The organism is Edaphobacter lichenicola, assembly GCF_014201315.1.
Classification (GTDB): Bacteria; Acidobacteriota; Terriglobia; order Terriglobales; family Acidobacteriaceae; genus Edaphobacter; species Edaphobacter lichenicola_B.
Window position 1 is genome coordinate 194,050 of sequence record NZ_JACHDY010000007.1, and the last position, 21,466, is coordinate 215,515.

Consider the following 21,466-nt stretch of genomic DNA (forward strand, 5'->3'; position numbering starts at 1 on the left):
TGGATGACTGTGGCCGAAAAACGTCACGTCTGAGCGAGCACGAAGTATCTCGGTAGGGATCGGCCACTCCTTATCGAGTTTGCACTTGCCGGCCAATTGGATGCCGTCGAAGGCTAAGAAGTGATGGCTAGGCCCGCATCGCGAACAGTGTATCGTGATCATGTACCGCATCAACGATGTTCCTATAACGCAGCGAATCAATGATCTTCTTCCCTTCGCAATTGAAGACCTATGGTGATTCCGGCCAGTTCTCATCTCGCGCTTTTTGCGGCGAGAACCAGCGGCGAAGAGAGGAAGTCTCGTCGCCGCCGGTCGAATATGTTGGATTGAAATTTAGAACAGCGCTTTGAGTGCAAACTGGTACTGCCGAGGAATGTAGTTTGGATCTGTTGCCGAGATCTGTCCGAAGGCCGAGTTTCCAAACGCATCGCCTGAGTTGCCGTTTGGCATGTAGAAGTTTGGCGTGTTTGAGATGTTGTAGGACTCAGCGCGGAACTGGACTCCCAGACGTTCTGTGACGGGAAAGGTTTTGAAGATGGACAGGTCTACGTGGCGGAAGTTTGGCCCGAACAGCGAGTTGCGTTGAGCAGTGCCAACTGTACCGAGTGGTTGAGGGGCAAATGCTGCCGTGTTGAAGAAGTGCGAATTGGTCTTGTGACCGAGCCGAGCGTCCATGATCTGGTTGGGACGATCCTGCCCTGAGCTGTTTTGCGGGGTCGCACGATTGTTGAAACCGTGTGCTATGCCGTCGCTCTCGATAGGATTGTCGGCGCCTGCGCCGGTTTCGACGATGGTGAAAGGCTTGCCACTCTGCCAGACCACAATCGTGTTGGCTTGCCATCCAGAGAGAAGGGCTTTCTTGACTCCTGTGAAGTCTTTCCCGTACTGAAGTTCGTAGTTCAAGCTGAGAGCGAAGCGATTTTGAATGTTGGTCTCCGAAGTGCCGTACTCGATCTGACGAATGCGGGTTGGATCTGCATCGCTCCAACCCTGGTTGCTCCCTTGCTGAGAGAAGCCGGTGATGTCGCTCAGAGCCTTGCTCCAGGTGTAGTTCGCATCGAATGCCAGTCCTTTGGTAAAGCGACGCTGGAAGGATGTCTGCAGACCGTTGTAGTTCGATATACCCTCGCTCTGGATATAGCTAACGGTACCGACATTGGGAAGCTGGGCGTTGAGCTGATGTACTCCTCCCACAGGATTGGACGGGCTACCTATCGGAGCTAAGGGGTTGAACGGCGAGGGTTGGTTGATGTTGTTGATTGATTCCGGCAGGTGCTGGCCGACGTTACCGACATAACCGATTGTGAAGACGTTGGCGCCGAACTGCTGCTGGACCTGCACATTAAACTGCTGGATCATCGCCGACTTGAACTTCGGAGCTTCGGCTACGAACGCCAGACCAGTAATGCCGGCCAGGTCGGCTATGTTGGGTGGAACAGGGGTTGGCAGTCCCTCGTTGATCACTCCGGGTGCACCTATCGTCGCGCAGTCTGGATTTTGGCCCGCAAGAGCACCCTGATTCGTTTCAATCTGAACCGCAATGGTGGACTGGCAGTTGGGGCTGAAGATTGAGGTGAACGGGGGGTTCTTCAGGTCGGCGTTGGAGGTGTAGTTGCCGGGGAAGTAGCTTATTCCATAGCCACCGCGCACGACGGTTCCCGGGGTCAACTCTGCTGAGAAACCGAGGCGCGGGGCGACGTTTGAGTAGGTGGTGGAAATGTTTACCTGTGAGTTGACGCCGTTAAGATTGGCTATCTTCAATGCGTTTCCTATGTTTGCAGGGGATAAGGTGACAGCCTCTGGGAAATCGAAGTTCGAAATACGGTTATGTGCTTCGGTGAAAGGAGTGAAGACGTCGTAACGAATGCCTGCGAGCACCGTCAACTTCGGGCTAACCTTCCAACTATCCTGCACGAAGCCACTGGGCTCCCAGCTACGGTAGTCGGGAGGAAAGAGGTTGAAGTTGCGGGTCTCTGATGCGTAGGCTCCGACCAAGGTCGATGCGAGCTGGTTGTTCTGGGTCTGTAACTGGGTAGAGGCGCTATCGCTGGGCAGATTGAATTGATAGGCACCGACTGCGGAAGCACTTTGAACGTTACGAGCCTGCCTGCGAATAAGGGCGAGACCTGCTTTGATGCTGTGGTTGCCCTTGGTCCAGCTCACTACACCGGAGTAGAGGAAGGTGTTGTCGATGTCCTGAAGAGGAACATAGGCGCCGTCGCCTATGTCGCCGAAGGGGCCAACTGAAACCGGCGTCAGGGAGTTGGCGAAAGGACTGAAGGAGGTCATGCTTGCGGCAAATCCAACAGTCTGATCAGCATTCAGTCCGTAGTTGAGCGGAAGGGAGAGATTGTTGATCCGAGTGAACGCCGCCCTAAGGTCGAGCAGGAGGGCTGACGTGAAGATGTGAGTGTACCCCAGGACATACTGTTGGGCCACATCGGTTGCCGGACCGTCAAAGTTGAATCTGCCGCCGCTGATCTCGAGGCCATTCACGATTCCAAAGTTCGGCGGTGTAAAGGTGTTGACGGTGTTATAGCTAAAGCGTGCAAATACCATGTTGCTGTCGTTGAACTTGTAATCGACTCGAGCGTCGTAGGTGTTGTAGTTTTGTGTTTTGTTTGGGCTGATCGTGAAATTTGGCGAACCGGCCGCGGCAGCAGGGTTCGTCGGCGCAGGGAAGAGTTTCAAATAAGCTAGGGTGAGCGGATTAATGCCATTGACGAGATTCGGGCTGGTGAGATATCCACCCGAAGGAGTCAGTGTGCCGTTGCTGGTCGACAGCAGCGCTTGGGGCGATCCACCGTTGAGGCTGTTAATGTCGTCGTACTCAGCGAGAGTTGGTACGGTGCCGGTATCTGTGACACCGCTAACCTGCCGGAATCCTTCATAGTCAAAATAGAAGAACATTTTGTCTTTGAAGACCGGTCCGCCGATGCTGCCGCCATACTGGTTCTGGCGCAGTTCGGGTTGGTTTCCGGTGGTCTGAAGCACGTTGCGGGCGTCGAAGATATTGTTACGGAAGAACTCATATACGCTACCGTGGAAAGTGTTCGTTCCAGAGCGCGTGACGACATTGACGACACCGCCGGCAGTGCGTCCCACTTCTGCTGCATAGTTGTTGGTCTGGACCGTGATCTCCTGGATGCCTTCGACGTTCGGCTTGACTCCGATAGTTCCGATAATACGTTCGTTATCGTCGACTCCATCCACCACCCAGTTGTTGAGCGTATCGTCCTGACCGTTGACGGATAAACCGGCGGCGTTGGAGCGGCGATCATCTGGACGCATACCGCTGCTAAGTCCGTTACCGGCGCCCTCGTTGGCGCCCGGAACGAGATCAACGAGCTGAACGAAGTTGCGGCCGTTCAAGGGAAGGTCCTGCACTGCCCTTGCCGACACAGTTGAGCTGACGGTAGCGTTATCCGCCTGGAGAAGAGGCGTGCTTGCAGTGACTTCGATGGTGGTTGACTCTGAACCAAGCTGCAGGTGGATGTCGTTACGCGCGCGGTCACCTGCCTCCACCGCGATATCTTTGGTGGTTGACGCCTTGAAGCCTCCGGCTTTGACGGTAACGGAGTAGTGTCCGACAGGAAGGAGCGTGAAATTGTATTCGCCAGAGCTGTTGGACTGTGTGGTGCGCTTTTCGTTGGTTCCCAAGTTGTTCAGGGTCACAGTGGCGTTTGGGACGACTGCTCCGGTGACATCTTGTACTGTGCCGAGGATGTCGGCGGTGTTCAGTTGGCCGAGGGCCGTTGCGGTAAAGAGGATCGAGAGCGCCAAGAGAAAGGCTGGTCGCCTCCATCTCTGGAACATTGCGCGTCCGCACTGGCCTATGCGGTCAATCGTATTGATCAAGTTACGTTTCATGGTTTGCTTCTCCCGGATGCTTCTGTTTTGAGGTCGTTTAGTACATACATGCGGGATCAACCTTAGAATCACATCACTTGAAATCACAGAGCCAGTTCGAAATACTTTGCTATATCCAGTGCCGCAGGCATCACGACTTCTCGCGGCCTGCAATCAGTGGCCAGCTCGGAATGGATAGACCCGCATCATCGAAATGAGCCAGTGAGCGAGCTGGAGCTAAGTCGATGTGTCATTGTTACGGGAGATTTCGGACAATCAGAAGATCGGAGAGCACTTCCATGCGAAGAAACTGGTGTGTGCTGGGATCTCAAAGTCAGCCGCACGTCTACAAAAGAAACGCATGCGCGAGACGTTCGGCCGCAAGAACTATGTCGCTTTCGCTGATCGCTGCGAACCCAAAGACAAATTGCACATGTCCGGCACGCTGGATCGCTGAACTTCCATGCCAATAAAGGCGCTCTACCCGCACTCCCGCTGCGAGCACGCGATCGAAGGCGTCGTCCTCGGAAAGGCTGGTCTGGAAGTCGGCCAGGAGATGCATTCCAGCTTCATCGCCATAGATTGTTATTCTGCGTCCAAAGTGTCTTCGCAGTGATTCGATGAGCAGAGCGCGTTTGCGGCCATAGATAATTCGCATCTTACGAACGTATGGTTCGAGATGCCCCTCATTTAAAAAGTCTGCGAGGACGCTCTGATCAATGGACGAGCTTTGAAGGTCGCAGAACAGTTTGGCTCTGGCAAAGACATCTTGAAAAGCGCGTGGAACCACGAGATACCCCAGTCTCAAAGTAGGAAATAGCAACTTCGAAAACGTTCCAACATAAAGTACGGGGGCATTCGGCACCATACCTTGTACAGAGGGGATGGGTCTTTCGTTATATCGGTATTCACTATCGTAATCATCCTCCAGAATCAATGAGCCAACATCCTTGGCCCAACCTAAAAGATCCATCCGGCGTGGGACCGAGAGTGAGACGCCACGAGGATACTGGTGCGAAGGCGTTATATAGACGAGCTTTGGATATTTATCGCGATGCTTTTTGAGTTGAGCAATTTGCATCCCATTCCTATCGACCGGGATCGGCAACAAGTTTGCGCCCTGTGAAGCAAAGACCTGACTGGCAAAACGATAGCCCGGACTCTCAATCGCGACGAAATCGGATTCGTCCAGTAAAACCCGAGCAGCGAGGTAAATTGCCTGTTGTGATCCGTTGACGATCACGATCTGACTTGGATCGCATACGACCGCGCGCGACTTTTGCAGATACTGAGCAACGGCAACGCGCAGCTCAGTGTTTCCGTTAGATTCCAGTGTGTACTGTAGGAGATCTGGGCATTCTCCCTGCATGCGACGGGTACAGAGGTGCGTCCAGAGCTTCTTCGGAAATGCCCGTACATCGGGGCCAGGCCGATCGAGACGAATTATCTCGGGAGAGACGGGAGGCAGAAGTGGTGTATTGACCGATGCCCCATAGCGGGACAGCCGCATCGGCACATCACGCTGACCTTGGGTGTGATGGTCGATTGTCGCACCGGATGCATAAAGGTCCAACTCAGGCAATCGGGTGCAAACGAATGTTCCCGAACTTCGCCGGGTTTCTAGATATCCCTCCGAAATCAATCGGTCGTAGCATTCAGTCACCGTAATACGCGAGACTCCGAGTGAAGTAGCAAACGCACGCGAAGCCGGAAGTCGGGTGCCCGCCTCGAACCTTCCCGAGACGATGCCTTCGCGCAAACCATTGTAGATTTGGCGATAAAGAGCTACAGACGAGTTACGGTCCAGAGCGAGAGCGACTTCCATAGTTTAGAAGGCCACCAGGAATACTAAGGCTCCCAATCAAGAGAGCGAGAACAACTCTCGAGCGAGGAATTCCAACTTTATCTATACTAACGATCTTATAAGCTCAGGTAGTTGGTTTATCCAGGTTCAAAGGCGAATGGATCGCAGTCAGGGAGATTAGAGACTATCCCCCCTCGATCTCGTTCGATGAGCTCGAGCGAATCGGGATTTAAATACCCACCTTGCGTTCTCTTTCAATGTACGGTGGTCGATAACGCAGCTTATGTATAGTGAGATTGTAGCCGCTCTTTAAAAATGTCACGGTCCGGCCATTAGAAGTGACACTAAAGGGATGAGGAAGGCGCGGAGCGCTGGTCCACCAGGCTCGAGGACGTGCCTCCAACCGCCAGTGGAACTCCGGCTTACGCGAGTAGGCGGTCGAGCACGTCCGATCGAAGTACGCCGACTTCGGGCCGACACTCACGACCGAGATTCTACTGGAGAAGCACCCAGAATTAAGCACCTGGTACGCCGGCGATCCCCCGGCGGCGAGATCGGCGATGCCGCCATCTCCAACAATCAACAACAGACCGCTTGGGTCAGCGGCGTCCACGTCCAGGCCTACTGGTCCAATCAGTACGGAGCCACCGTCATCCCCATCGACCGCGACTACCAGGCCCGCATCAATGGCGCCATCAAGCCCGACAAGCGCACCGTCGAAAACGGAACCTTCCGCTCCGATCCCGAAGACAGCCGCCTCTGCGACATCCTCCCCCAGTGCTGCCTCGCCCAGAAGGACTACAAGTACACCATCGTCCACCGCGACGAGATCGTCCGCCTCCGTATCGAAACTCAGCGCTATCGCACCCCCGTCCTCGCCTGGACCGTCGAAGGCCAACCCGTCACATCCAACACCACCCTCTCCGTCGACGTCCTTGCCGGCACCTTCACCAAACAGCACCCCCACTTCGTCAACAAAACCATCTCCGTCCAGTGCGAGCTCCAGAACAACGAGATCGTTCTCCACACCGTCGGCACCGCTGCCAACTTCGACCTCACCGTCGGCTGCTCCGTCACCGACGGCTCCTTCGTCGGGAACATCCGCAGCAACGTAATCGCCAAACCGTCCCTGGATATCGGCTTCGTCGGCGCCGAGCTCACCGTCGACCCCGACTACGAGCACCAACGCTCCGAATGCTCCAAAGCCGCCGCAAAAATGTTCAAAAACATCTCCCAGACCTCAGCCAAGGTCAAGATCGGCGACCCTGTCGAGTTCTCACCCACCGTACTCGCCGAACTCCCAGCCTACGCCCGCGTCGACCAATACCAGCGCGCCCGCTGGGCCATCGCTCTCTCCCGAGCCGCCTCTCTCCTGCGCGACGTCCCCGCTCTCCAGGCAGCGATTGCTGCAAATGCAAAACGGGGCGAGAGGAGCGAAATAGCCACTTCCCAGCTTGAAGAGCCGCAGTGGAGTCTTTCGATCCTGCCCGCTCCGTCGACTTATCAGGACTGAGCCGAGCAGTGTGTTCGATTTAGGTTTACAGTTTCGCGTATGTCTTGCTCTCGGCGAACTCTCGTACGGACTGGCCTGTTAGGCGTTCCCTTCCTGCAGGTGAGATCATCACTCCTCCTCCTACGCTCGCCATGACGGTTGCTATCCGCAGTGCGAATCCGGAACAGTGGTTCTGGTTTCTGGACATACCTTTTGCATGAAGGCCACCGGTAAAGATACGGGCGGCTCCTCTGCGTGGCTTATAGCAGAAAACGGACCAGTCTCATCGAGGCGGTCAGGACGATCATTTCGCTCTTCCAGGGTTGTCCAAAAACGAGGGCGGTAGAGCCGGCGTCTTTGCAGATTATTGCCCATCATGGGTCTGCCCTCGAGCTGCCTGAGAACACATTGCAGTCCTGCCAACGTGCTCTGACCCTTGGAGCGACCGCTCTTGAGATCGACATCTGCATGACTGCGGATGAACAGTTGATTCTCTGGCACGATTGGGATCCAAATGACCTCATCTCTGTAACCCGCCAGATTGAGATCGCTCAGTCTGATAATGCTTTCAAGCCTCAGGTGCCAGAGGTAGATGACGGGTGGCGAAGGCCTACCATCGAGCTCACCCTCGCTGATTTTCGCGATCACTTCTCGTACCAGGATGAGCGCGACGCCGCAGTCGCAATCAAGTGGAAGATCGATCATGGGGACATTGACCTCACAGTTCCCACACTGCCCGAGTTCTTCGCAGCAGCGACTCATTGGGAGAAACTCCGCACCGTGTATATAGACGTCAGATGCCCGCAACTTCCGCTCTGCGGTATGCAGGTCCCATGGCTGACCAGATTCGTGCGTTGAGCGGTGAAATGAGGCAGCGACAATTCAATGTAGTGGTGATGGTTCCCGATAGCCTCGTCTTGCAAGTCATGAAAGCGCGCGCCGATGTGAAGGGCTATTCGCTGGTCTTTACATGGGACGTGGAGTTTCCCCCGGGAGTGATACTCAATCCTCTCAGCTACAGCGCTGTCGACCATGCAACAAGCTCGCTGTTTCACAATGCCGCGGCGAGTGTTGGTAGACCAGTCGCCGCACTCTTCCCATGGCGGATCTATCGGAGAACCATAGAGTACGACATCCGTCGCAGAAACCAGGTCAATTCAGATCCCGCGGGACAGAATGCAGGCGTGCGCATCGATTCCTTGATCGCGTGGACCATCAACGACAAGGACGAAATGGCTTGCCTGGTCCAGATGGGTGTTTCAGGAATCATTACTGACAAAATCGGCGACCTCCTTGCCGTCGCGGCCGCTAACGGGCGCTGATAATGCGCCTTGTGTATAGCCGAGGTGAAGGCTTCAAGTCCACAACTACCCCTCTTCGCTAAAAAGAGGTACCCGCTCTGCGAGCTTGCTCTTCGCGGCAAAGTCGATCATCGCTTGCTCGTGGCCGTCGGGGCGCTGCTCGCGCCAAAGCACCAGGAGCAGCCGCGGCATCTCCGAGAGAACCACCTTTGTCCGACCGACTTTGGCGTGGCAATCTGCGCATAGAAAGATCATCAGATTCATTTCCGAGCGCCCAGGAACGCGATGATGCACTACGATGGATCGCTTGCGACGACCCGAGGCTCCGCATACCCGACAGCAATAGCCGTCACGCTGCAAAACAGCCTCGCGAAGCCCGCCGAAGTACTCCTCATCCTGCCGCTTAAGCGTGTAGCACGTCGAACAGAGGCCATGCGCGAGAATTCTTTCATTCCCGCATCTGCAGTACATTGCTCTCTGGACCCTTTCTTCACTTTCCTACCCTAAAACGACGACGCGTGTTGCCGCCGGCCTCTCGTGACTGCTCCTTTGGATACCTCTCCAGTTTAGCGAGCTAGAAGTGCACCGAGAACAACCCGCTGCGAGAAGCGTGAGCGACTATCGTGTTTCCGAGCAAGTCTATTGCATGACCCTCCAGGGGTACGTCGTAGACCACCCTTTCAACTCATTGGTAGCCCACTTAGTGGATTTGTCGATGTGACACGAGGTGCAGGGGTTAGGAATTCCTGACTGCTCCGTCTCTGCAGGGGTAACGAAGCGGAAGGTGTGCGCACTAACAAAGTTATCTTTTATTGTCTGCTCGATTTTGGGCATATGGCAGGCAACGCACTGACTCCCGGCGCTTCCTTCAGCATGGTGAGTGTGCTCGCTCACCGTCCCTTTGAGCCCGGCAGGATTTTCCTTCGTGTGGCAGGACAGGCAGACCGCATTGCCGACCGTAATGAGGTTCGCGGTGTTCTGATTACCGTGTACTTGATGGCAGTCGAAACAGCGGATCTCCCGGTGATACATCTTGCTCTGGATGAAGTCGTTGCCTTGCATCCGGTTTTTGTGCGCGGTCAGGTCGGCAAATTGATAGAAGTTGGTGTGTTCCAGGCTTCAGTTCTTCGAGCTTCCAGTAATCGGCTAGCCTTTGGCATGGCAAAAAGCCAACGGGCCAGTCGTAATACTTGCCCGCGATTGGGTTGTTGAGAGTCTGTCCCTGGCTGTGGCATTGAATACATGTGTCATTGCCGCGCACGAAGTCCAGAGCCGCTGGCTGACGATGTTTGTCTTAGTGGGGTGCTCGACATGGAGACTGCCTGGGCCATGGCACTTCTCACAACCAACATTGCATTCAGTCACGTGTTTTGTCTGGATATCGTAGTTGACGGAATGACATCCGTCGCAGGTGGGTCCAGTGGGCCGATCAAAGTTGCTGGGGCCATAGAACGGGACCCACCAATCTGTTCCCCCTCGACATGGTAAGGCAGCACCGGCCTTTCTTCACATCCCACTGCGCGGGTAGAGGGTAGTAATCGTCGCCTCGCTTTGTGAAGTACCGCTGCTTCCAGCGGCTCCCGTACACGAAGGCCACCTGATCAAGACTGAAGGTGCGCAGCGGATCGGCGTGGATGAAGTCCCCGACGACCTCCTCTGGATGTTCCTTTGGATCGCGAACGACATTGGCCATGCGAGTCTGCTTCCAGCCGTGTACGCTGCGACGTGGCAACCTGTGCAACTCTCCGATCCGACGAAGTGAGCCTTCGGCTCTTGGGCGGAGCATGGAATGGCGAACAAGACCATGGCAAGCAAGCCCAAGACTATTCGCCCGACTGTGCATCGCAGACCCCGAAAGCCAGGCGATGTCTCTCTGTGCTACCGCTCCATAAGCCTCTCCCCAGCAATGCCTATTTCTGATCAACCGGTCGCATGATTCTCAAAAGCGGATGCCCATCGACATTCTCCAAAGGAAAGTAGACAAGGTGCGTCTGCGGATCGACGGCAACCGTGTGCGCATGGGACATTTCGAACGAACCGATCAGCTCGAGTTTTCGGTTGCCGCTTTGGAAGATGGTGACGGTGCCGGATTCCGCGGAGACATACAACCGTTTGAGACCTGGCTCGTAGGCGAGCACATCAGGATCATCACCCACCTGATAGGTCGAGAGGATCTTCATCGTGTTGAGATCTAACATGGCTAGCGAATGATTTCCCTCACCGGCGACGAAGGCGAAGCGGCCACTAACATCGAGTGCGATTCCATGAGGGTTCTCAACTCCGGGCAGAGGATATTGACCTATGATCTTGTTGGTCGCCGGATCGATAGCGACGAGTAGGTTCACACCATGGACTGCCACTAAAATGTGTCCCGACCCCGGATCGTAGACGGTGTTTCCAGCCCCGCCACCGAGAGGAATTTTGGTGATAAGTGTGTTGCTGGTTGCGTCGATGACTGCATCTACACCTCCGTGCTCATCGGAAACAAACACCTTCTGTTCCTTGGGGACGTACGCCAGGCCATCCGGATAGTTGATCGGTCCAGCGGTTCCCACTATCTTGAGCGTCTGAGTATCGACAGTGGCGACTTGATGGTTTCCCGTCACAGAGGCATATAGCCGATGAATCTCAGGGGCGGCGAACACGCCGTGCACCCGTTTGAAACCATCGAGATTGGCGATCACTTGCCTCGTTGAAGTATCGAAAACAACAAGCTGGTCGGCATTCATGTGCGCGATATACAGCCGATTGCTCGATGGATCGAGGCACTGATAGGTTTGCAGACTGTGCATATGCCGGAGGAAGTAGAAGAAATAACATTACGTCCGCGCGCCTGATAATCCCTTTTAATCCACTGCGATTCATATTCATGTGTGGGACCTCCTCTAGTCGAGTTGGTTTGCGTTATTTGGTCGCGGGCTTCACGGAGTTGGTCTGGTCGAGCGCAGCACGCAGCCCTTGTGCTAGCTTCGTTGCGTTGTCGTTAGCCCAGAAGTGCATGAAATAGAGATGTGGCTGGTCGTTGAGCATGTGATTGTGCATGGCCTCGACTTCAATTCCGTGCGACCTCAAGGCGCGGAGCACCAGGTTTACCTCACTGGCAAGCAGCACAAAATCGTCGGTGACCGCCGCTTTGTCTCCGCCAGTAGGCTGGAAGTTGATGGCAGTAGCCGTACCCATCGCGGGAGGAATCTCCATTCCTCCATCGGTGATCTTCTCTACGCGCGGGACAGAGAATTGCAGGATGCCGCCGTTTACTTTTCCGCTGTAACCGAGAGCTTGCTCGATCTGGGCAGTGTTCAGATCGATGGTTTGCTGCATAGTCGCCGGCGCTGTGGGTGCAGGCGCGGGAGTTTTCGTCAGGGCGATGGCAGCGGCAAGCGAACCCGCCAAGACATCTACACGCTGTCAGTATTGTTGGAAGGAGGTCTTCCCCGAGTGCCGGAGCAGATTCGATCGTTGTCGACAATCAATTTAGGTGGAAGCATCAATGCGATTCATGCAGAGCACATCCTCAGATATTCCATTGAACCTCATTGGCACGAGGAATTTGCCGTTGGACTGATTGATTCCAGTGATGTGCAGTTTAATCACGACGGCAAAACGGAGCATATCGCTACCGATAACGTCGTGATAGACAACCCTGGCGAAGTACATAGCGCGGACGATTTTGGCGCCTCCAGTTTGAGCTTCCGCATGGTGTGCATATCCCGGAAAGCAGCTTTCGTGAAATGGTCTCGCAACGAACGAAGCTGCCCGGTAGCCTCTGCTTCTCTCAAACAGTGTTGAGTGATTCATCTGTGTCTCGCGACTTGTCGAAGGCACTCCATCCTCTGGATTCGGACGCCAGCCTTCTTGCAAAACAGGGAACGCTGCTCAACATCATGGCGGCGTTGATTCCCGTTTCAGTTCCTGGTCAGGCTTCATCGACGGATCAGTCGCACCGAGCACCCTTGACTTCCGCCTCGTAAGGTCGACGAACTTCTGTCGGAACTGGCTGCACAAACGGAGCATTGGATAACGGCTGAGAATGCTCCCCCATGAAAACGGAGGTACCTGAACTATGGAAACGTCATTTGTACTGATCGTTCTCTTACTTGCCGCGCTCGCAACCGGCGGATTGATGGTCAACTGGATAGGGCTAGGACGCGCGATGTTGCGGACTCCGTTTCTGCTTATGTTGAATTCCACCAATATACGAATCACACTTTCGATCTCTACATGCCGATCGTGGTTGTCGGTGCTCTGGCAGGAGGGATAGCTCTAGGGGTGAGGTATGGTATCAATTCCACTTCAGAACAACTTGCTGCAGCAGGTGCGGTCGGCTATGCGTTGGTATTAGTCATCACCCTACCCACAAATCTGCGCATAAACCATCAAATCGAGTCCTGGTCGATTCAGAATCCACCGCGGGAATGGGCCCAAACGCGCGCGCGATGGATTCGGTTCCACGTTATTCGAACTTTATTCTCCGTTCCCGCGTTTGCCATTTATGTTCTTGCCGTGATGTCAAATACCGGGCATCAATAATAGTGATGATCGATACTAATGCGGAGTCTCGTCGGCTATTGTCCCCTTTTGGCCCGATCACCCCGTTACGGTGAATGGCGTCTCAAGCAAGCTGGTTGGCAACGTTCTAAAAGAGCGATGCCGGCCGTTGGTAGCCACAAGAGATGCAAGCAGGGGTAGGCCATGGACTTGCCCCTGCATCGTTCATCAGTCGCTCCGCTTTTTCGAAGAGCGGGAGCTTGTCACTTGATGGCTCCTTGAAGGCGTGGATCGATTCACCGAACCGGGCGAGCGGAGGTAATTGAGACATGGACAGAAACAGAAGACGCTGGACGACAAGTGATATTCCACCTTAGACAGGACGACGTGCGCTCGTAACGGGTGCGAACTCTGGGATCGGCTTTCACACCGCTCTCGAGCTTGCTCGCAAAGGAGCAGAGATAATCATGCCAGCGCGTACCCAAGCTAAAGCTGAAGAGGCTATGAGGCGGATTCGAAAAGAGGTACCCGCTGTTAAACTTATTCCAGATATTCTGGACTTGGCCGATCTGGGCTCTGTTCGTACCTTTGCCGAGCGATTTATAAAGGCTTTGCGAGTGCTTCACTCGACCTTCTGATCAATAACGCCGGAGTGTACGCGTTGGGCACGCGTCAAGTGACGTCTGATGGATTCGAGCGGCAATTTGCTACAAACTATATTGGCCCGTTTGCACTGACCGCTCTCTTATTTCCCTCCATCAAACGAGCACTGGGTTCACGAGTTGTTACCGTCGCCAGCATCTACTCAAAATCCGGAAAGATAGATTTCGACAACCTTCAATCCGAACGATCTTATAGACCTGTGTACGGTGCTTACGCTATGTCTAAGCTTGCCGATCTGATTTTGGCTTGGAACTGCAAAAGTTGTTAACCATGGTTGATTCGCCGATTGCCAGTATCTGCGCTCATCCTGGCTATTCGATCACGAACATCAAGAACAGTACGCCGCTTACATAAGATTTCTCGATGCTCTCCACAGCCCTTTCTTGCGCAGAGTGCCGCTCAGGGAGGACTGCCCACACTCTTCGCAGCCGCCGAGCCAACTGCTCAGGCAGGAGGATTCTATGGGCCGGACGGTTTTCTGGAAACAAAAGAATATCCCGCTCCAGCCAAGGTTCCTGCTCGGGCGCGAGACAGTACGGTCGCACGACAGCTTTGGAAGGAATCGGAACGTCTCACCGGCATCAGCTTCCCTGTACTCTCGGACGCGGGTTCGCCGTAACCGGCACGTGCTGACCACAATCGGTGCACTCTGAGGTAGGGCAGTACGTCAGGCCGCTAGTCGGAGCCAGGACGCGAAGGAGTGAAATTGGTACAGCTGTGATCGACATGCGGTATCAGAATCCCCGCTACATGGTTGAGAATGCGGGCGCGGCAGATCTTATCTCCGGCGGCCGACTGCAGTTGGGAATCAGCCGCGGCTCCCCCCAGCAGGTCATCGACGCTTGGCGCCATTTTGGCTATTCCCCGATCGACGGCGAGATCGACGAGGACATGGGACGTCACCGTGCCAAGGAATTCCTCGAGTGCTGCGTGGCGAGGGCTTCGCTCAGCCGAATCCCCGTCAGATGTTTTCCAATCCTCCTGGACTGCTGCACCTTGAACCACACTCCGAAGGGTGGCGCGATCGTATTTGGTGGGGAGCCTAGTGCCGGGAGAACGCCGAGGATGGCTTTCGCTGCAAATTCGCTTCGCTTTCTCCGAGATTCAGAACCTCAATTCCATCGCGGCCCGGAAGCATGACATCCAGAATGATCAGGTCGAATGTGCACGAACTGGCATGAAAAAAGCTCTCTTCACCGACCTGCGCCCAGGTAATTTCGTACCCTTCCGCCTGCAGCCCTTTGCTTAGCGCGTTGCCCACTTTGATCTCGTCTTCCACTAGCAGAATCCGCACGGTGCGACCTCTCTTCTTTATAAAATCAATCAGCTCTGTCTACCCTGAGGTGTTCCTTAAGACTTTCTGACTTCAAATTAAGGATTATGACTGCTAATACCGAAGAGACCGTTGGCATATCGCCAGAAATGGCACGAGCTTGTCCTCTGATCTTGAGGAATTGGTGAATTGTCTTAACAGAAAGTCAGACAATCTTCAGAATAACTTCAGTTGCACTTCCCAAGGAGCCGCAGGATCATATATGAGAAAGCTGTTTGTAAGCCGAGCGACGACGCTGGTCCTGTTGGTTCTGACAGCCACGGGGAGCCTTTACGGGCAGACCAGGCAGCCTCTGTCGCTTGTGGACACCATTTCCATGCCCAATGTAAAGGGGCGACTCGACCACCTGTACGTGGACGTTGGGAGTCAGCGGCTCTTTGTCGCGGGACTCGAGAATGGATCAGTCGAAGTGGTCGATCTGAAGGCAGCCAAGTGGTTGCGCACCATACCAGGCTTCCAGAAACCACAGGGAATCCTGTTTGTCCCTCCTCTGGATAAGATTTACGTGGCCAGCGGAGATGACGGAATGGTCCGGGTCTTCAGCGGAAAGTCATTCCGCTTGCTGGATTCCATTAAGTTGGACCGCGGAGCGAACCGTGTTACGTACGATTGGCGCAAGAAACTCCTTTATGTTGGGTATGGAGGGAAAGATGCGGGACAAGACTACGGTGAGATTGCAATTATTGGTGCAGCCTCAGACAAAGTTGTAGCCACAGTTCAAGTGGATGCACATCCGGCCGAATTGCTCCTGGGCGACTCAGGAGAGAAATTGTTTGCGTTCATTCCCCTGCGCAACGAAATTCAGGTAATCGACACCCTGAACCGCAAGGTCATCGCTACGTGGCCTGTGAGCAGCAAGAGCCCTGGAGATGCGGCGTTGGACGAGTCTTCGCAGAGACTGCTGATTGGTACGCATACCCCACCGAGCATGATCGTGATGAACGCACGCACTGGCGGGGAAGTCGCAAGCCTGCCCACTGTGGAAGGTATGGACGGCGTCTACTACGACACAACACGAAAGAGAGGCTATGTCTCCGGAGGAAGAGGATTTGACGTTGGCAGCGTCTTTGTCTACCAACAAACGGGCCCCGACCAATACAAGAACATCGGAGAAGTACCCACAAAGGCGGGGGCTGGAACATCTTTTTGGTCGCCCGAACTGAATCGCTACTATGTTGCAGCGCCTGCACACAACGGGGAGCAGGCGTCTATCTTGGTCTTTCAACCACAACCATAACTTATCGATTGGCTTCCTCATGCCCCAGGATGAGGGCAGATAAAGATGATTACTCAGGAGAGATTCATGACAAATGCGTTATGTCTGAAGGCGTTCACGTTGGCCGCGATAGGTGCGCTCTCGATTTTGAGCGTGAGGGACCTCCACTCACAGGCGTCATCCCGTACGATTCTCCCCTTGCAGCTTGAGGAGCAGATTCCCGTACCCGGAGTCGCCGGCCGCCTTGATCATTTCACTGCGGACGCCAAGCGCAAACGGTTGTTCGTATCGGCACTAGGAAACAACACGGTAGAAGTCATCGACGTGTTCTCCGGCAGAGTTATTCACAGCATTAAGGGGCTCGCGCAACCGCAAGGGCCACTCTACGTTGCCGATGTCGATAAGCTCTATGTTGCAAATGCAGAGGACGGGAAGGTAAGAGTCTACGACGGTGCGAGCTATACACTCTGTAAGACGATCGACTTTGGCGCTGATCCGGATAATATGCGCTACGATGCGGCCTCTAAGAAAGTATTTGTCGGCTTTGGGGAAGAGGATGGTGGGATCGCCATGATTGACCCCAGCACGGATGAGCGTGTAGGCCAGGTGTACAAGACTGGCGGCCATCCCGAGTCGTTTCAGGTGGAGGCTTCAGGGGCGCACATCTATGCAAACGTTCCGGACGCTGGAAATGTAGTAGAGTCAATCGACCGCAAGACTGGTGTAGTCACCAAGTGGCCGCTGAAGGGGCTCCGAGGAAACTACGCCATGGCGCTGAATGAAGAAGATCACCGGTTGTTCACAATTACTCGAAAGACGCCAATGCTCGTGGTGTTCAACACGGAGACAGGTGCGGAGGTCACACGCATGCAGGCAGCAGGCGAGAGCGACGATGTCTTCTTCGATGCCTCCCGCAAACGCATTTACGAGATTGGTGGAGAGGGCTTTATCAGCGTGTTCGAGCAGAGTGACCCCGATCATTACCAACTGCTCGCCAGTGTTCCTACCGGGATAGGCATTCGGACTGGCTACTTCTTCGCCAAGCGCGATCGCTTCTATGTTGGAGTGCCGGCCAAGGGCAATGAGCCAGCACAGGTCTGGACATATGAAGCGGAGGACTAAGGCGGGAGAGTAGTTGGCAAAAAGGACAGCGTAGCTCATGGCCACACATCTGAATGCCAGGCTATTTCACTTAACGTCCCTCATGGAATGGTGCGCTGTGCACAATAGGAGAAACGATGGTACGTGTGGTCATGGCCTCTCTAGTTGCCGCGATGACTCTCACATTTGTGGGAGCAGCCGCCCAACAAATCCCAGCCAATGAGGAATCTGCGCCCCTTGTCCTGGTACGCACAATCCCTATGCCAGCAGCGGAAGGTCGCGTCGACCATATGGCTGTGGATACAAATAGCGGGCGTGTGTTCGCCACCGTATACGGGAACGACACAGTGGAGGTGCTCGACGTTCACCGAGGTAAGCAGATCAACGTCATCCAGGAAGGGTTGAATGAGCCTCAAGGAGTGGCCTACCTTCCCGAGTTGAATCGAATCGTCGTGTCAAACAGCGGCGACGGCACCTGCAAGATCTTTGAGGGTGATATGTACAAAGTGATCGCATCCGTCAAGTTTCCTGCGGATGCCGACCAGCTTCGCTATGATAAGTCGTCGAAACGGGTCTACGTGGGTTATGGCGAAGGCTAGGCGTCATAGACGCAACGAACAACACGCGTCTTCCGGGCGGTTTCGAACTTGGCGCGCATCCTGAATCCTTTCAGTTGGAGCAGTCGGGTCCTCGCATCTTCGTAAACCTGGCTTCCGAGAGCGAAGTCGCAGTAGCGGACCGGAATACGCAAAAGGTTGCTATCGGGCAGGCGATCCACGATGCCGACTTCGACGATGAGAAATTCGGGCGATCGGAAGGCATCATCATCAACCTGATTCTGAAGGGATGGGCCAAGCAAGGCATCCCCGACGACGAACTGCTGCGCAGAGGAATGGACCTGATTGAAGGGCTCTATCACTCGATTGTGTAGAAAAAAGGAGAAAAAATATGACAGGACGAAAACTTTGGCTGGCTGCTGCGTGTCTGCTCGCTTTGAGTTGTACGTTTGCACAGACCCAGGAGGATTCCACCACAACATGGAAGCTGGTGGAAGCAGCATTGGGTCGGCCGGGTCGCCTTCAAGAAGATGGGGAGCGAGGCGATGGTGATGGGCGACCTCGTCCTGACGGAAGAGGAGATAGAACCGGTCATGTTGAAGCTCCAGCAGGAAGGGATTGAGCAGACCTCAATCCATAACCACTTGTTGGGGGAATCACCGCGGGTGATTTACATGCATATCGAAGGGCATGGCGATCCGGTTGCATTCCGCACCCATATGGATGCAGATCGTCGATTGGAAGAAACCTGGAGCGCGAGCGGCGCTCTCTAAGGCGTTCTGCAACCACAAGATTCTGTCTCCATCTTGCGTTAGCTTTGGATTACCTCGCGGCGTCCGCGCTGAGCAATATCGTTCTATATGCGCCACCGATTCGTTCCTATTATTGAATCTATGCGCTGGGGATTGAAACTGCTCCTCGCACTGAGGCTGGAAAGAAATCAATACCCGGAGGAAACCCTTTGTCATCGGAAACGTTGTTGTTGGAAACTCGTTTGATTCAGTCAAAGAACGAAACGACCTTCAGTCTCCTGGGGCCGCCGGTCCAGTTCTTGCTGGACCCTGCGAGGCCACCGGCGCCGTCCTGGGCGGCCGCCCGCAAAGCGACACCACCCATACGCAAAATCAAGGTCAATAGAGTGAGGGGGCGCTCTCGACTGCGTGGGTCTTTAGCAAGAGCTGCCTGCGGCTGGGTTTCCGAAGGCGTAACACCATTCCTCCCGGATCACCAACTTGCCAAACCTAATTGAAGGGTCACGCGCGATACTCTGGCATCTGTTCTGCTACCTCCTCTGGAGAGAGGATGTGGACACCATACTTCTCAAAGATCTCCATGGTTTTTGTGAGGTCCATGCTCGCGTACGTAAGAACATCGTCGGAAGGGATCTCTATCTTTTGAGCGGGTTCGTTCATTTTATTCACAGCGTTAAAAAAGCCACCCGGAGTAATGACGGTTATGCTGTAGACCTCGTCAGATTGAATCAGGAACGCATGCGGCTTGCCTTTAGGGAGAGACGCGGATTCACCGGCTCCAACTTCGAACACCTGACCTTCAGTGTAAAAGCCAATACTTCCAGAGAGGATATGGAAACAACTACGTGATCACTGCGGCAGAACTGGCGCTCATACCTCTCTTCACTAGCCTGGACGAATCTGCGCGCCAAAGACTCGCACAAAAGCGGCAGATATCCGCACGGAAGGCGGAGATTGGGTCATACGCGAAGGCGAAGATCCGCGGTTTTTCGCCGTTCTGGAGGGCTTGCTCCGGTGGTGAAGGATATTGTGGACAACGCCGGGAGCTTGAACGGCCGCTGTAAGCCGCTGCGAGGACAAGCCTCCGAGCGGGCCTTGAATGATTGGGTATTGCAGTCCCAAACGAGAGGTCAGTCGATTTCCCCTCCACGATTTTGATCCCACTTGATTTGCCATCATGAACTCCTGTGATCGAAGTAAGGCGAGAGCTATGCGGCTGACCCTGAGCATCGCTGGGTAACACCCGGGTTGCAACTACACGTTGTCGATGCCGTCGGGTCAGACTGTCTGAAGCCCAAGCCTACTTGGCGAGGAAATCTGTAACCAACTTGATGGTGGCCTGTGGATTCTCCTCCATGATCCAGTGCCCGGAGTTGGGCACGATGCCTCCCGTGACGTTGCTGGCGGCGAACTGCATATGATCGGCCATGTTCTTGCCGAAAAACTTCTCGGCACCGATGGCAAACACCGGCATGGTGATCTTGCCGCCCTTGGCGAGCAACGCCTTGTTGTCGGCGGCGTCCTGGCGGAGTGCCCCAAACTGCTCGAAGGCATCGTGCATCGCCTGCGGCCGTGCGTACAGGGCAGCAAAGTGCTGCCGCGTATCTTCATCGATCCTCTTGGGGTCTCCGGACAACTCGTTCCAGAAACGATCGAGGTAGATGCGCTCCCGGCCCTGCACCAGACGCTCCTCGTCAGGACCCCGGAAATCGAAGTGCCACAGCATCGGGCTGCGAACGATGTTGTCCCAATCGCCTATTCCGGGCAGCGGTGCATCGATCGCCACCCAGCGCGTGACCCGGACCGGATATTGAGCAGCCAACGCATAGCCGATCATATTGCCGATGTCATGTGTGACCAGGTCTGCCTTCTGGACCTTGAGTGCATCCATGACGCCGGCAATGTCGACCGCCTGGTTCTTCTTGGTGTAGCCGGTATCCGGGTGATCGGACATACCCATGCCGCGCAGGTCGGGGACGATCACGGTATGGTCCTTGGCCAGAACAATTGCCAGGGGAGCCCACATATCACCCGTAAAGCCGAAGCCATGCAACAGCACCACGGCCGGACCTTTGCCGCCGACTCGGACGTAGAGCCTGGTGCCGTTCGTCGGAACCATTTGCGTGTGAAAGCTGGCTGGAAACGGCGTGATTTCCGCCACGAGGGGCGCCGACAGCAAGATCCCGAAAAGGATGGTGGCGACATACCTGAACATATGAACTCCCCGCTTTCTTAGTTATTGACTTCGAACGTTACCTCAAGCATGACCGGCGCACCAAGAGGCAAGCTGGTTACGCCCAGGACGGACCGCACGGATGTCTTGGCCTCGCAGCGGATAGGGCATTCAGGGTCGCGGTTCGCAGAGCATCACGGCCAGCATCTGAATCGAGTTCCTTGCCCAGACGCCCGACTATTTATTGTGCGTTTGTAAGGCAGCTGTCGTCCCCACACTTTCGGGTTCGCCCCAATGGGAGTGCCTGCGTGTCAGCAAGAGATAAATGACAGCCAGCGGCATCACCATAAGAGCATCGACAAAGAACACGCCATATCCCAACACGAAAATGTGACTGAGAATTATGGCGGTCATCCACACAATGACCAATCTCGCCCCCAATCTGGCTGTCTTCGGAATCAGGAACAGAACTGCTACCGTGGTTTCGAACACCCCTGATCCTAGCCGAAATACCGGCTGAGGTATCAACCCGTGGAACGCTTGCGACATCTGCGTGAAAAGGGCGACCGACTGAGGGATCCCTGCAAACTTGGCAAAGATGGCGGCATAAAGAAGGTTCACCGCCACCAACAGGCGAATTGCCACTAATGAGTGTTTTTTGTTCATAAGATCTTTCTCCTTGTGCACCTCGAACCGTTGACCCCAATTTTTTGCAGGTCTCCCGCTTGGCACTTTTG

General features: G+C 54.7%; 24 protein-coding genes. 13 read left to right on the top strand and 11 right to left on the bottom strand.

The annotated features are described in order from the left end of the window. Positions 1 to 333 precede the first annotated feature (333 nt). Together HDF09_RS19460 and pdxR are read right to left on the bottom strand one after the other, a co-directional pair. Positions 334 to 3,870, bottom strand: a complete 3,537-nt coding sequence (locus tag HDF09_RS19460) for a TonB-dependent receptor (protein ID WP_183769124.1) — start codon at positions 3,868 to 3,870, stop codon at positions 334 to 336. Between the two features lie 325 nt (positions 3,871 to 4,195). Beyond that, a complete protein-coding gene (pdxR, locus tag HDF09_RS19465; RefSeq protein WP_183769125.1) occupies positions 4,196 to 5,674 on the bottom strand; it encodes a MocR-like pyridoxine biosynthesis transcription factor PdxR in 1,479 nt (492 codons plus the stop codon). 388 nt (positions 5,675 to 6,062) lie between these two features. On the opposite strand from pdxR, the gene HDF09_RS19470 reads away from it, so the two are divergent. From HDF09_RS19470 to HDF09_RS19480, 3 genes are all read left to right on the top strand, one after another. Continuing rightward, positions 6,063 to 7,166 carry a hypothetical protein gene (locus tag HDF09_RS19470; protein ID WP_183769126.1) on the top strand — a complete coding sequence of 368 codons (1,104 nt, stop codon included), beginning with the start codon at positions 6,063 to 6,065 and terminating at the stop codon, positions 7,164 to 7,166. Between the two features lie 234 nt (positions 7,167 to 7,400). Beyond that, positions 7,401 to 8,003: a glycerophosphodiester phosphodiesterase family protein gene (locus tag HDF09_RS21410; RefSeq protein WP_406705107.1), complete on the top strand. Its 603-nt coding sequence runs from the start codon at positions 7,401 to 7,403 to the stop codon at positions 8,001 to 8,003. Next, on the top strand, positions 7,979 to 8,467 hold the full coding sequence (locus tag HDF09_RS19480) for a hypothetical protein (RefSeq protein ID WP_183769128.1): 489 nt from the start codon (positions 7,979 to 7,981) through the stop codon (positions 8,465 to 8,467). Before HDF09_RS21410 ends, HDF09_RS19480 begins: the two co-directional genes overlap by 25 nt. A 45-nt stretch (positions 8,468 to 8,512) precedes the next feature. On the opposite strand, the gene HDF09_RS20965 is transcribed toward HDF09_RS19480, so the two are convergent. The 5 genes from HDF09_RS20965 to HDF09_RS19500 form a co-directional block, all read right to left on the bottom strand. Then, positions 8,513 to 8,701 (bottom strand): hypothetical protein, encoded by a 189-nt coding sequence (locus tag HDF09_RS20965; protein WP_260181815.1) that lies wholly within the window; start codon positions 8,699 to 8,701, stop codon positions 8,513 to 8,515. A 384-nt stretch (positions 8,702 to 9,085) separates the two neighbouring features. Further along, positions 9,086 to 9,508, bottom strand: coding sequence for a cytochrome c3 family protein (locus tag HDF09_RS20970; protein WP_311720060.1), 423 nt, complete (start codon positions 9,506 to 9,508; stop codon positions 9,086 to 9,088). Between the two features lie 367 nt (positions 9,509 to 9,875). After that, entirely contained in the window at positions 9,876 to 10,139 is a 264-nt protein-coding gene (locus HDF09_RS20975) for a hypothetical protein (RefSeq protein WP_260181816.1), read from the bottom strand. Between the two features lie 217 nt (positions 10,140 to 10,356). Beyond that, positions 10,357 to 11,175: a YncE family protein gene (locus tag HDF09_RS19495; RefSeq protein ID WP_183769130.1), complete on the bottom strand. Its 819-nt coding sequence runs from the start codon at positions 11,173 to 11,175 to the stop codon at positions 10,357 to 10,359. 175 nt (positions 11,176 to 11,350) lie between these two features. Beyond that, positions 11,351 to 11,839, bottom strand: coding sequence for a DUF1259 domain-containing protein (locus HDF09_RS19500; RefSeq protein ID WP_260181817.1), 489 nt, complete (start codon positions 11,837 to 11,839; stop codon positions 11,351 to 11,353). Between the two features lie 45 nt (positions 11,840 to 11,884). Between HDF09_RS19500 and HDF09_RS19505 the strand changes: the two genes are divergently transcribed. The 5 genes from HDF09_RS19505 to HDF09_RS19520 all read left to right on the top strand — a co-directional run bounded on the left by HDF09_RS19505 (position 11,885) and on the right by HDF09_RS19520 (position 14,737). Beyond that, a complete protein-coding gene (locus HDF09_RS19505; RefSeq protein ID WP_183769131.1) occupies positions 11,885 to 12,235 on the top strand; it encodes an AraC family ligand binding domain-containing protein in 351 nt (116 codons plus the stop codon). A gap of 432 nt (positions 12,236 to 12,667) precedes the next feature. Next, positions 12,668 to 12,976, top strand: coding sequence for an anthrone oxygenase family protein (locus HDF09_RS19510; RefSeq protein ID WP_183769132.1), 309 nt, complete (start codon positions 12,668 to 12,670; stop codon positions 12,974 to 12,976). A 374-nt stretch (positions 12,977 to 13,350) separates the two neighbouring features. Next, a complete protein-coding gene (locus HDF09_RS20980) occupies positions 13,351 to 13,572 on the top strand; it encodes a Rossmann-fold NAD(P)-binding domain-containing protein (RefSeq protein WP_311720078.1) in 222 nt (73 codons plus the stop codon). 38 nt (positions 13,573 to 13,610) lie between these two features. Then, positions 13,611 to 13,865 carry an SDR family NAD(P)-dependent oxidoreductase gene (locus tag HDF09_RS20985; protein ID WP_311720080.1) on the top strand — a complete coding sequence of 85 codons (255 nt, stop codon included), beginning with the start codon at positions 13,611 to 13,613 and terminating at the stop codon, positions 13,863 to 13,865. Between the two features lie 458 nt (positions 13,866 to 14,323). Beyond that, complete coding sequence (locus tag HDF09_RS19520; RefSeq protein ID WP_260181831.1) at positions 14,324 to 14,737, top strand: hypothetical protein; 414 nt, start codon at positions 14,324 to 14,326, stop codon at positions 14,735 to 14,737. Here HDF09_RS19520 and HDF09_RS19525 read toward each other — a convergent pair. Continuing rightward, a complete protein-coding gene (locus HDF09_RS19525; protein ID WP_183769133.1) occupies positions 14,640 to 14,891 on the bottom strand; it encodes a response regulator in 252 nt (83 codons plus the stop codon). The two genes, HDF09_RS19520 and HDF09_RS19525, sit on opposite strands and share 98 nt — an antisense overlap. Before the next feature lie 241 nt (positions 14,892 to 15,132). Here HDF09_RS19525 and HDF09_RS19530 point away from each other — a divergent pair, with 241 nt between their 5' ends. The 5 genes from HDF09_RS19530 to HDF09_RS19550 all read left to right on the top strand — a co-directional run bounded on the left by HDF09_RS19530 (position 15,133) and on the right by HDF09_RS19550 (position 18,577). After that, entirely contained in the window at positions 15,133 to 16,167 is a 1,035-nt protein-coding gene (locus tag HDF09_RS19530) for a YncE family protein (RefSeq protein WP_183769134.1), read from the top strand. A 45-nt stretch (positions 16,168 to 16,212) separates the two neighbouring features. Further along, positions 16,213 to 17,268, top strand: a complete 1,056-nt coding sequence (locus tag HDF09_RS19535; protein WP_183769135.1) for a YncE family protein — start codon at positions 16,213 to 16,215, stop codon at positions 17,266 to 17,268. A gap of 239 nt (positions 17,269 to 17,507) precedes the next feature. Beyond that, positions 17,508 to 17,846 carry a YncE family protein gene (locus HDF09_RS19540; RefSeq protein ID WP_183769136.1) on the top strand — a complete coding sequence of 113 codons (339 nt, stop codon included), beginning with the start codon at positions 17,508 to 17,510 and terminating at the stop codon, positions 17,844 to 17,846. Between the two features lie 74 nt (positions 17,847 to 17,920). Further along, positions 17,921 to 18,178 carry a hypothetical protein gene (locus HDF09_RS19545; protein ID WP_183769137.1) on the top strand — a complete coding sequence of 86 codons (258 nt, stop codon included), beginning with the start codon at positions 17,921 to 17,923 and terminating at the stop codon, positions 18,176 to 18,178. 75 nt (positions 18,179 to 18,253) lie between these two features. Then, the gene (locus HDF09_RS19550) at positions 18,254 to 18,577 is read left to right on the top strand and encodes a DUF1259 domain-containing protein (RefSeq protein ID WP_260181819.1); all 324 of its coding nucleotides are present in this window, start codon (positions 18,254 to 18,256) and stop codon (positions 18,575 to 18,577) included. 480 nt (positions 18,578 to 19,057) lie between these two features. Here HDF09_RS19550 and HDF09_RS19555 read toward each other — a convergent pair whose 3' ends face one another. The 3 genes from HDF09_RS19555 to HDF09_RS19565 form a co-directional block, all read right to left on the bottom strand. Further along, positions 19,058 to 19,387 carry a cupin domain-containing protein gene (locus tag HDF09_RS19555; protein WP_183769171.1) on the bottom strand — a complete coding sequence of 110 codons (330 nt, stop codon included), beginning with the start codon at positions 19,385 to 19,387 and terminating at the stop codon, positions 19,058 to 19,060. A gap of 469 nt (positions 19,388 to 19,856) precedes the next feature. Further along, on the bottom strand, positions 19,857 to 20,771 hold the full coding sequence (locus tag HDF09_RS19560) for an alpha/beta fold hydrolase (RefSeq protein WP_183769138.1): 915 nt from the start codon (positions 20,769 to 20,771) through the stop codon (positions 19,857 to 19,859). 195 nt (positions 20,772 to 20,966) lie between these two features. Continuing rightward, positions 20,967 to 21,395, bottom strand: a complete 429-nt coding sequence (locus tag HDF09_RS19565) for a hypothetical protein (RefSeq protein ID WP_183769139.1) — start codon at positions 21,393 to 21,395, stop codon at positions 20,967 to 20,969. Positions 21,396 to 21,466 lie beyond the last annotated feature (71 nt).

Bases quoted from the DNA above. Each gene is read 5' to 3' on its own strand.
- HDF09_RS19460 (WP_183769124.1), bottom strand. From the start codon at position 3,870: ATGAAACGTAACTTGATCAATACGATTGACCGCATAGGCCAGTGCGGA.
- pdxR (WP_183769125.1), bottom strand. From the start codon at position 5,674: ATGGAAGTCGCTCTCGCTCTGGACCGTAACTCGTCTGTAGCTCTTTAT.
- HDF09_RS19480 (WP_183769128.1), top strand. From the start codon at position 7,979: ATGGCTGACCAGATTCGTGCGTTGAGCGGTGAAATGAGGCAGCGACAA.
- HDF09_RS20965 (WP_260181815.1), bottom strand. From the start codon at position 8,701: ATGATCTTTCTATGCGCAGATTGCCACGCCAAAGTCGGTCGGACAAAG.
- HDF09_RS20970 (WP_311720060.1), bottom strand. From the start codon at position 9,508: ATGCAAGGCAACGACTTCATCCAGAGCAAGATGTATCACCGGGAGATC.
- HDF09_RS20975 (WP_260181816.1), bottom strand. From the start codon at position 10,139: ATGGCCAATGTCGTTCGCGATCCAAAGGAACATCCAGAGGAGGTCGTC.
- HDF09_RS19495 (WP_183769130.1), bottom strand. From the start codon at position 11,175: ATGAATGCCGACCAGCTTGTTGTTTTCGATACTTCAACGAGGCAAGTG.
- HDF09_RS19510 (WP_183769132.1), top strand. From the start codon at position 12,668: ATGCCGATCGTGGTTGTCGGTGCTCTGGCAGGAGGGATAGCTCTAGGG.
- HDF09_RS19520 (WP_260181831.1), top strand. From the start codon at position 14,324: ATGCGGTATCAGAATCCCCGCTACATGGTTGAGAATGCGGGCGCGGCA.
- HDF09_RS19530 (WP_183769134.1), top strand. From the start codon at position 15,133: ATGAGAAAGCTGTTTGTAAGCCGAGCGACGACGCTGGTCCTGTTGGTT.
- HDF09_RS19535 (WP_183769135.1), top strand. From the start codon at position 16,213: ATGATTACTCAGGAGAGATTCATGACAAATGCGTTATGTCTGAAGGCG.
- HDF09_RS19540 (WP_183769136.1), top strand. From the start codon at position 17,508: ATGCCAGCAGCGGAAGGTCGCGTCGACCATATGGCTGTGGATACAAAT.
- HDF09_RS19560 (WP_183769138.1), bottom strand. From the start codon at position 20,771: ATGTTCAGGTATGTCGCCACCATCCTTTTCGGGATCTTGCTGTCGGCG.
- HDF09_RS19565 (WP_183769139.1), bottom strand. From the start codon at position 21,395: ATGAACAAAAAACACTCATTAGTGGCAATTCGCCTGTTGGTGGCGGTG.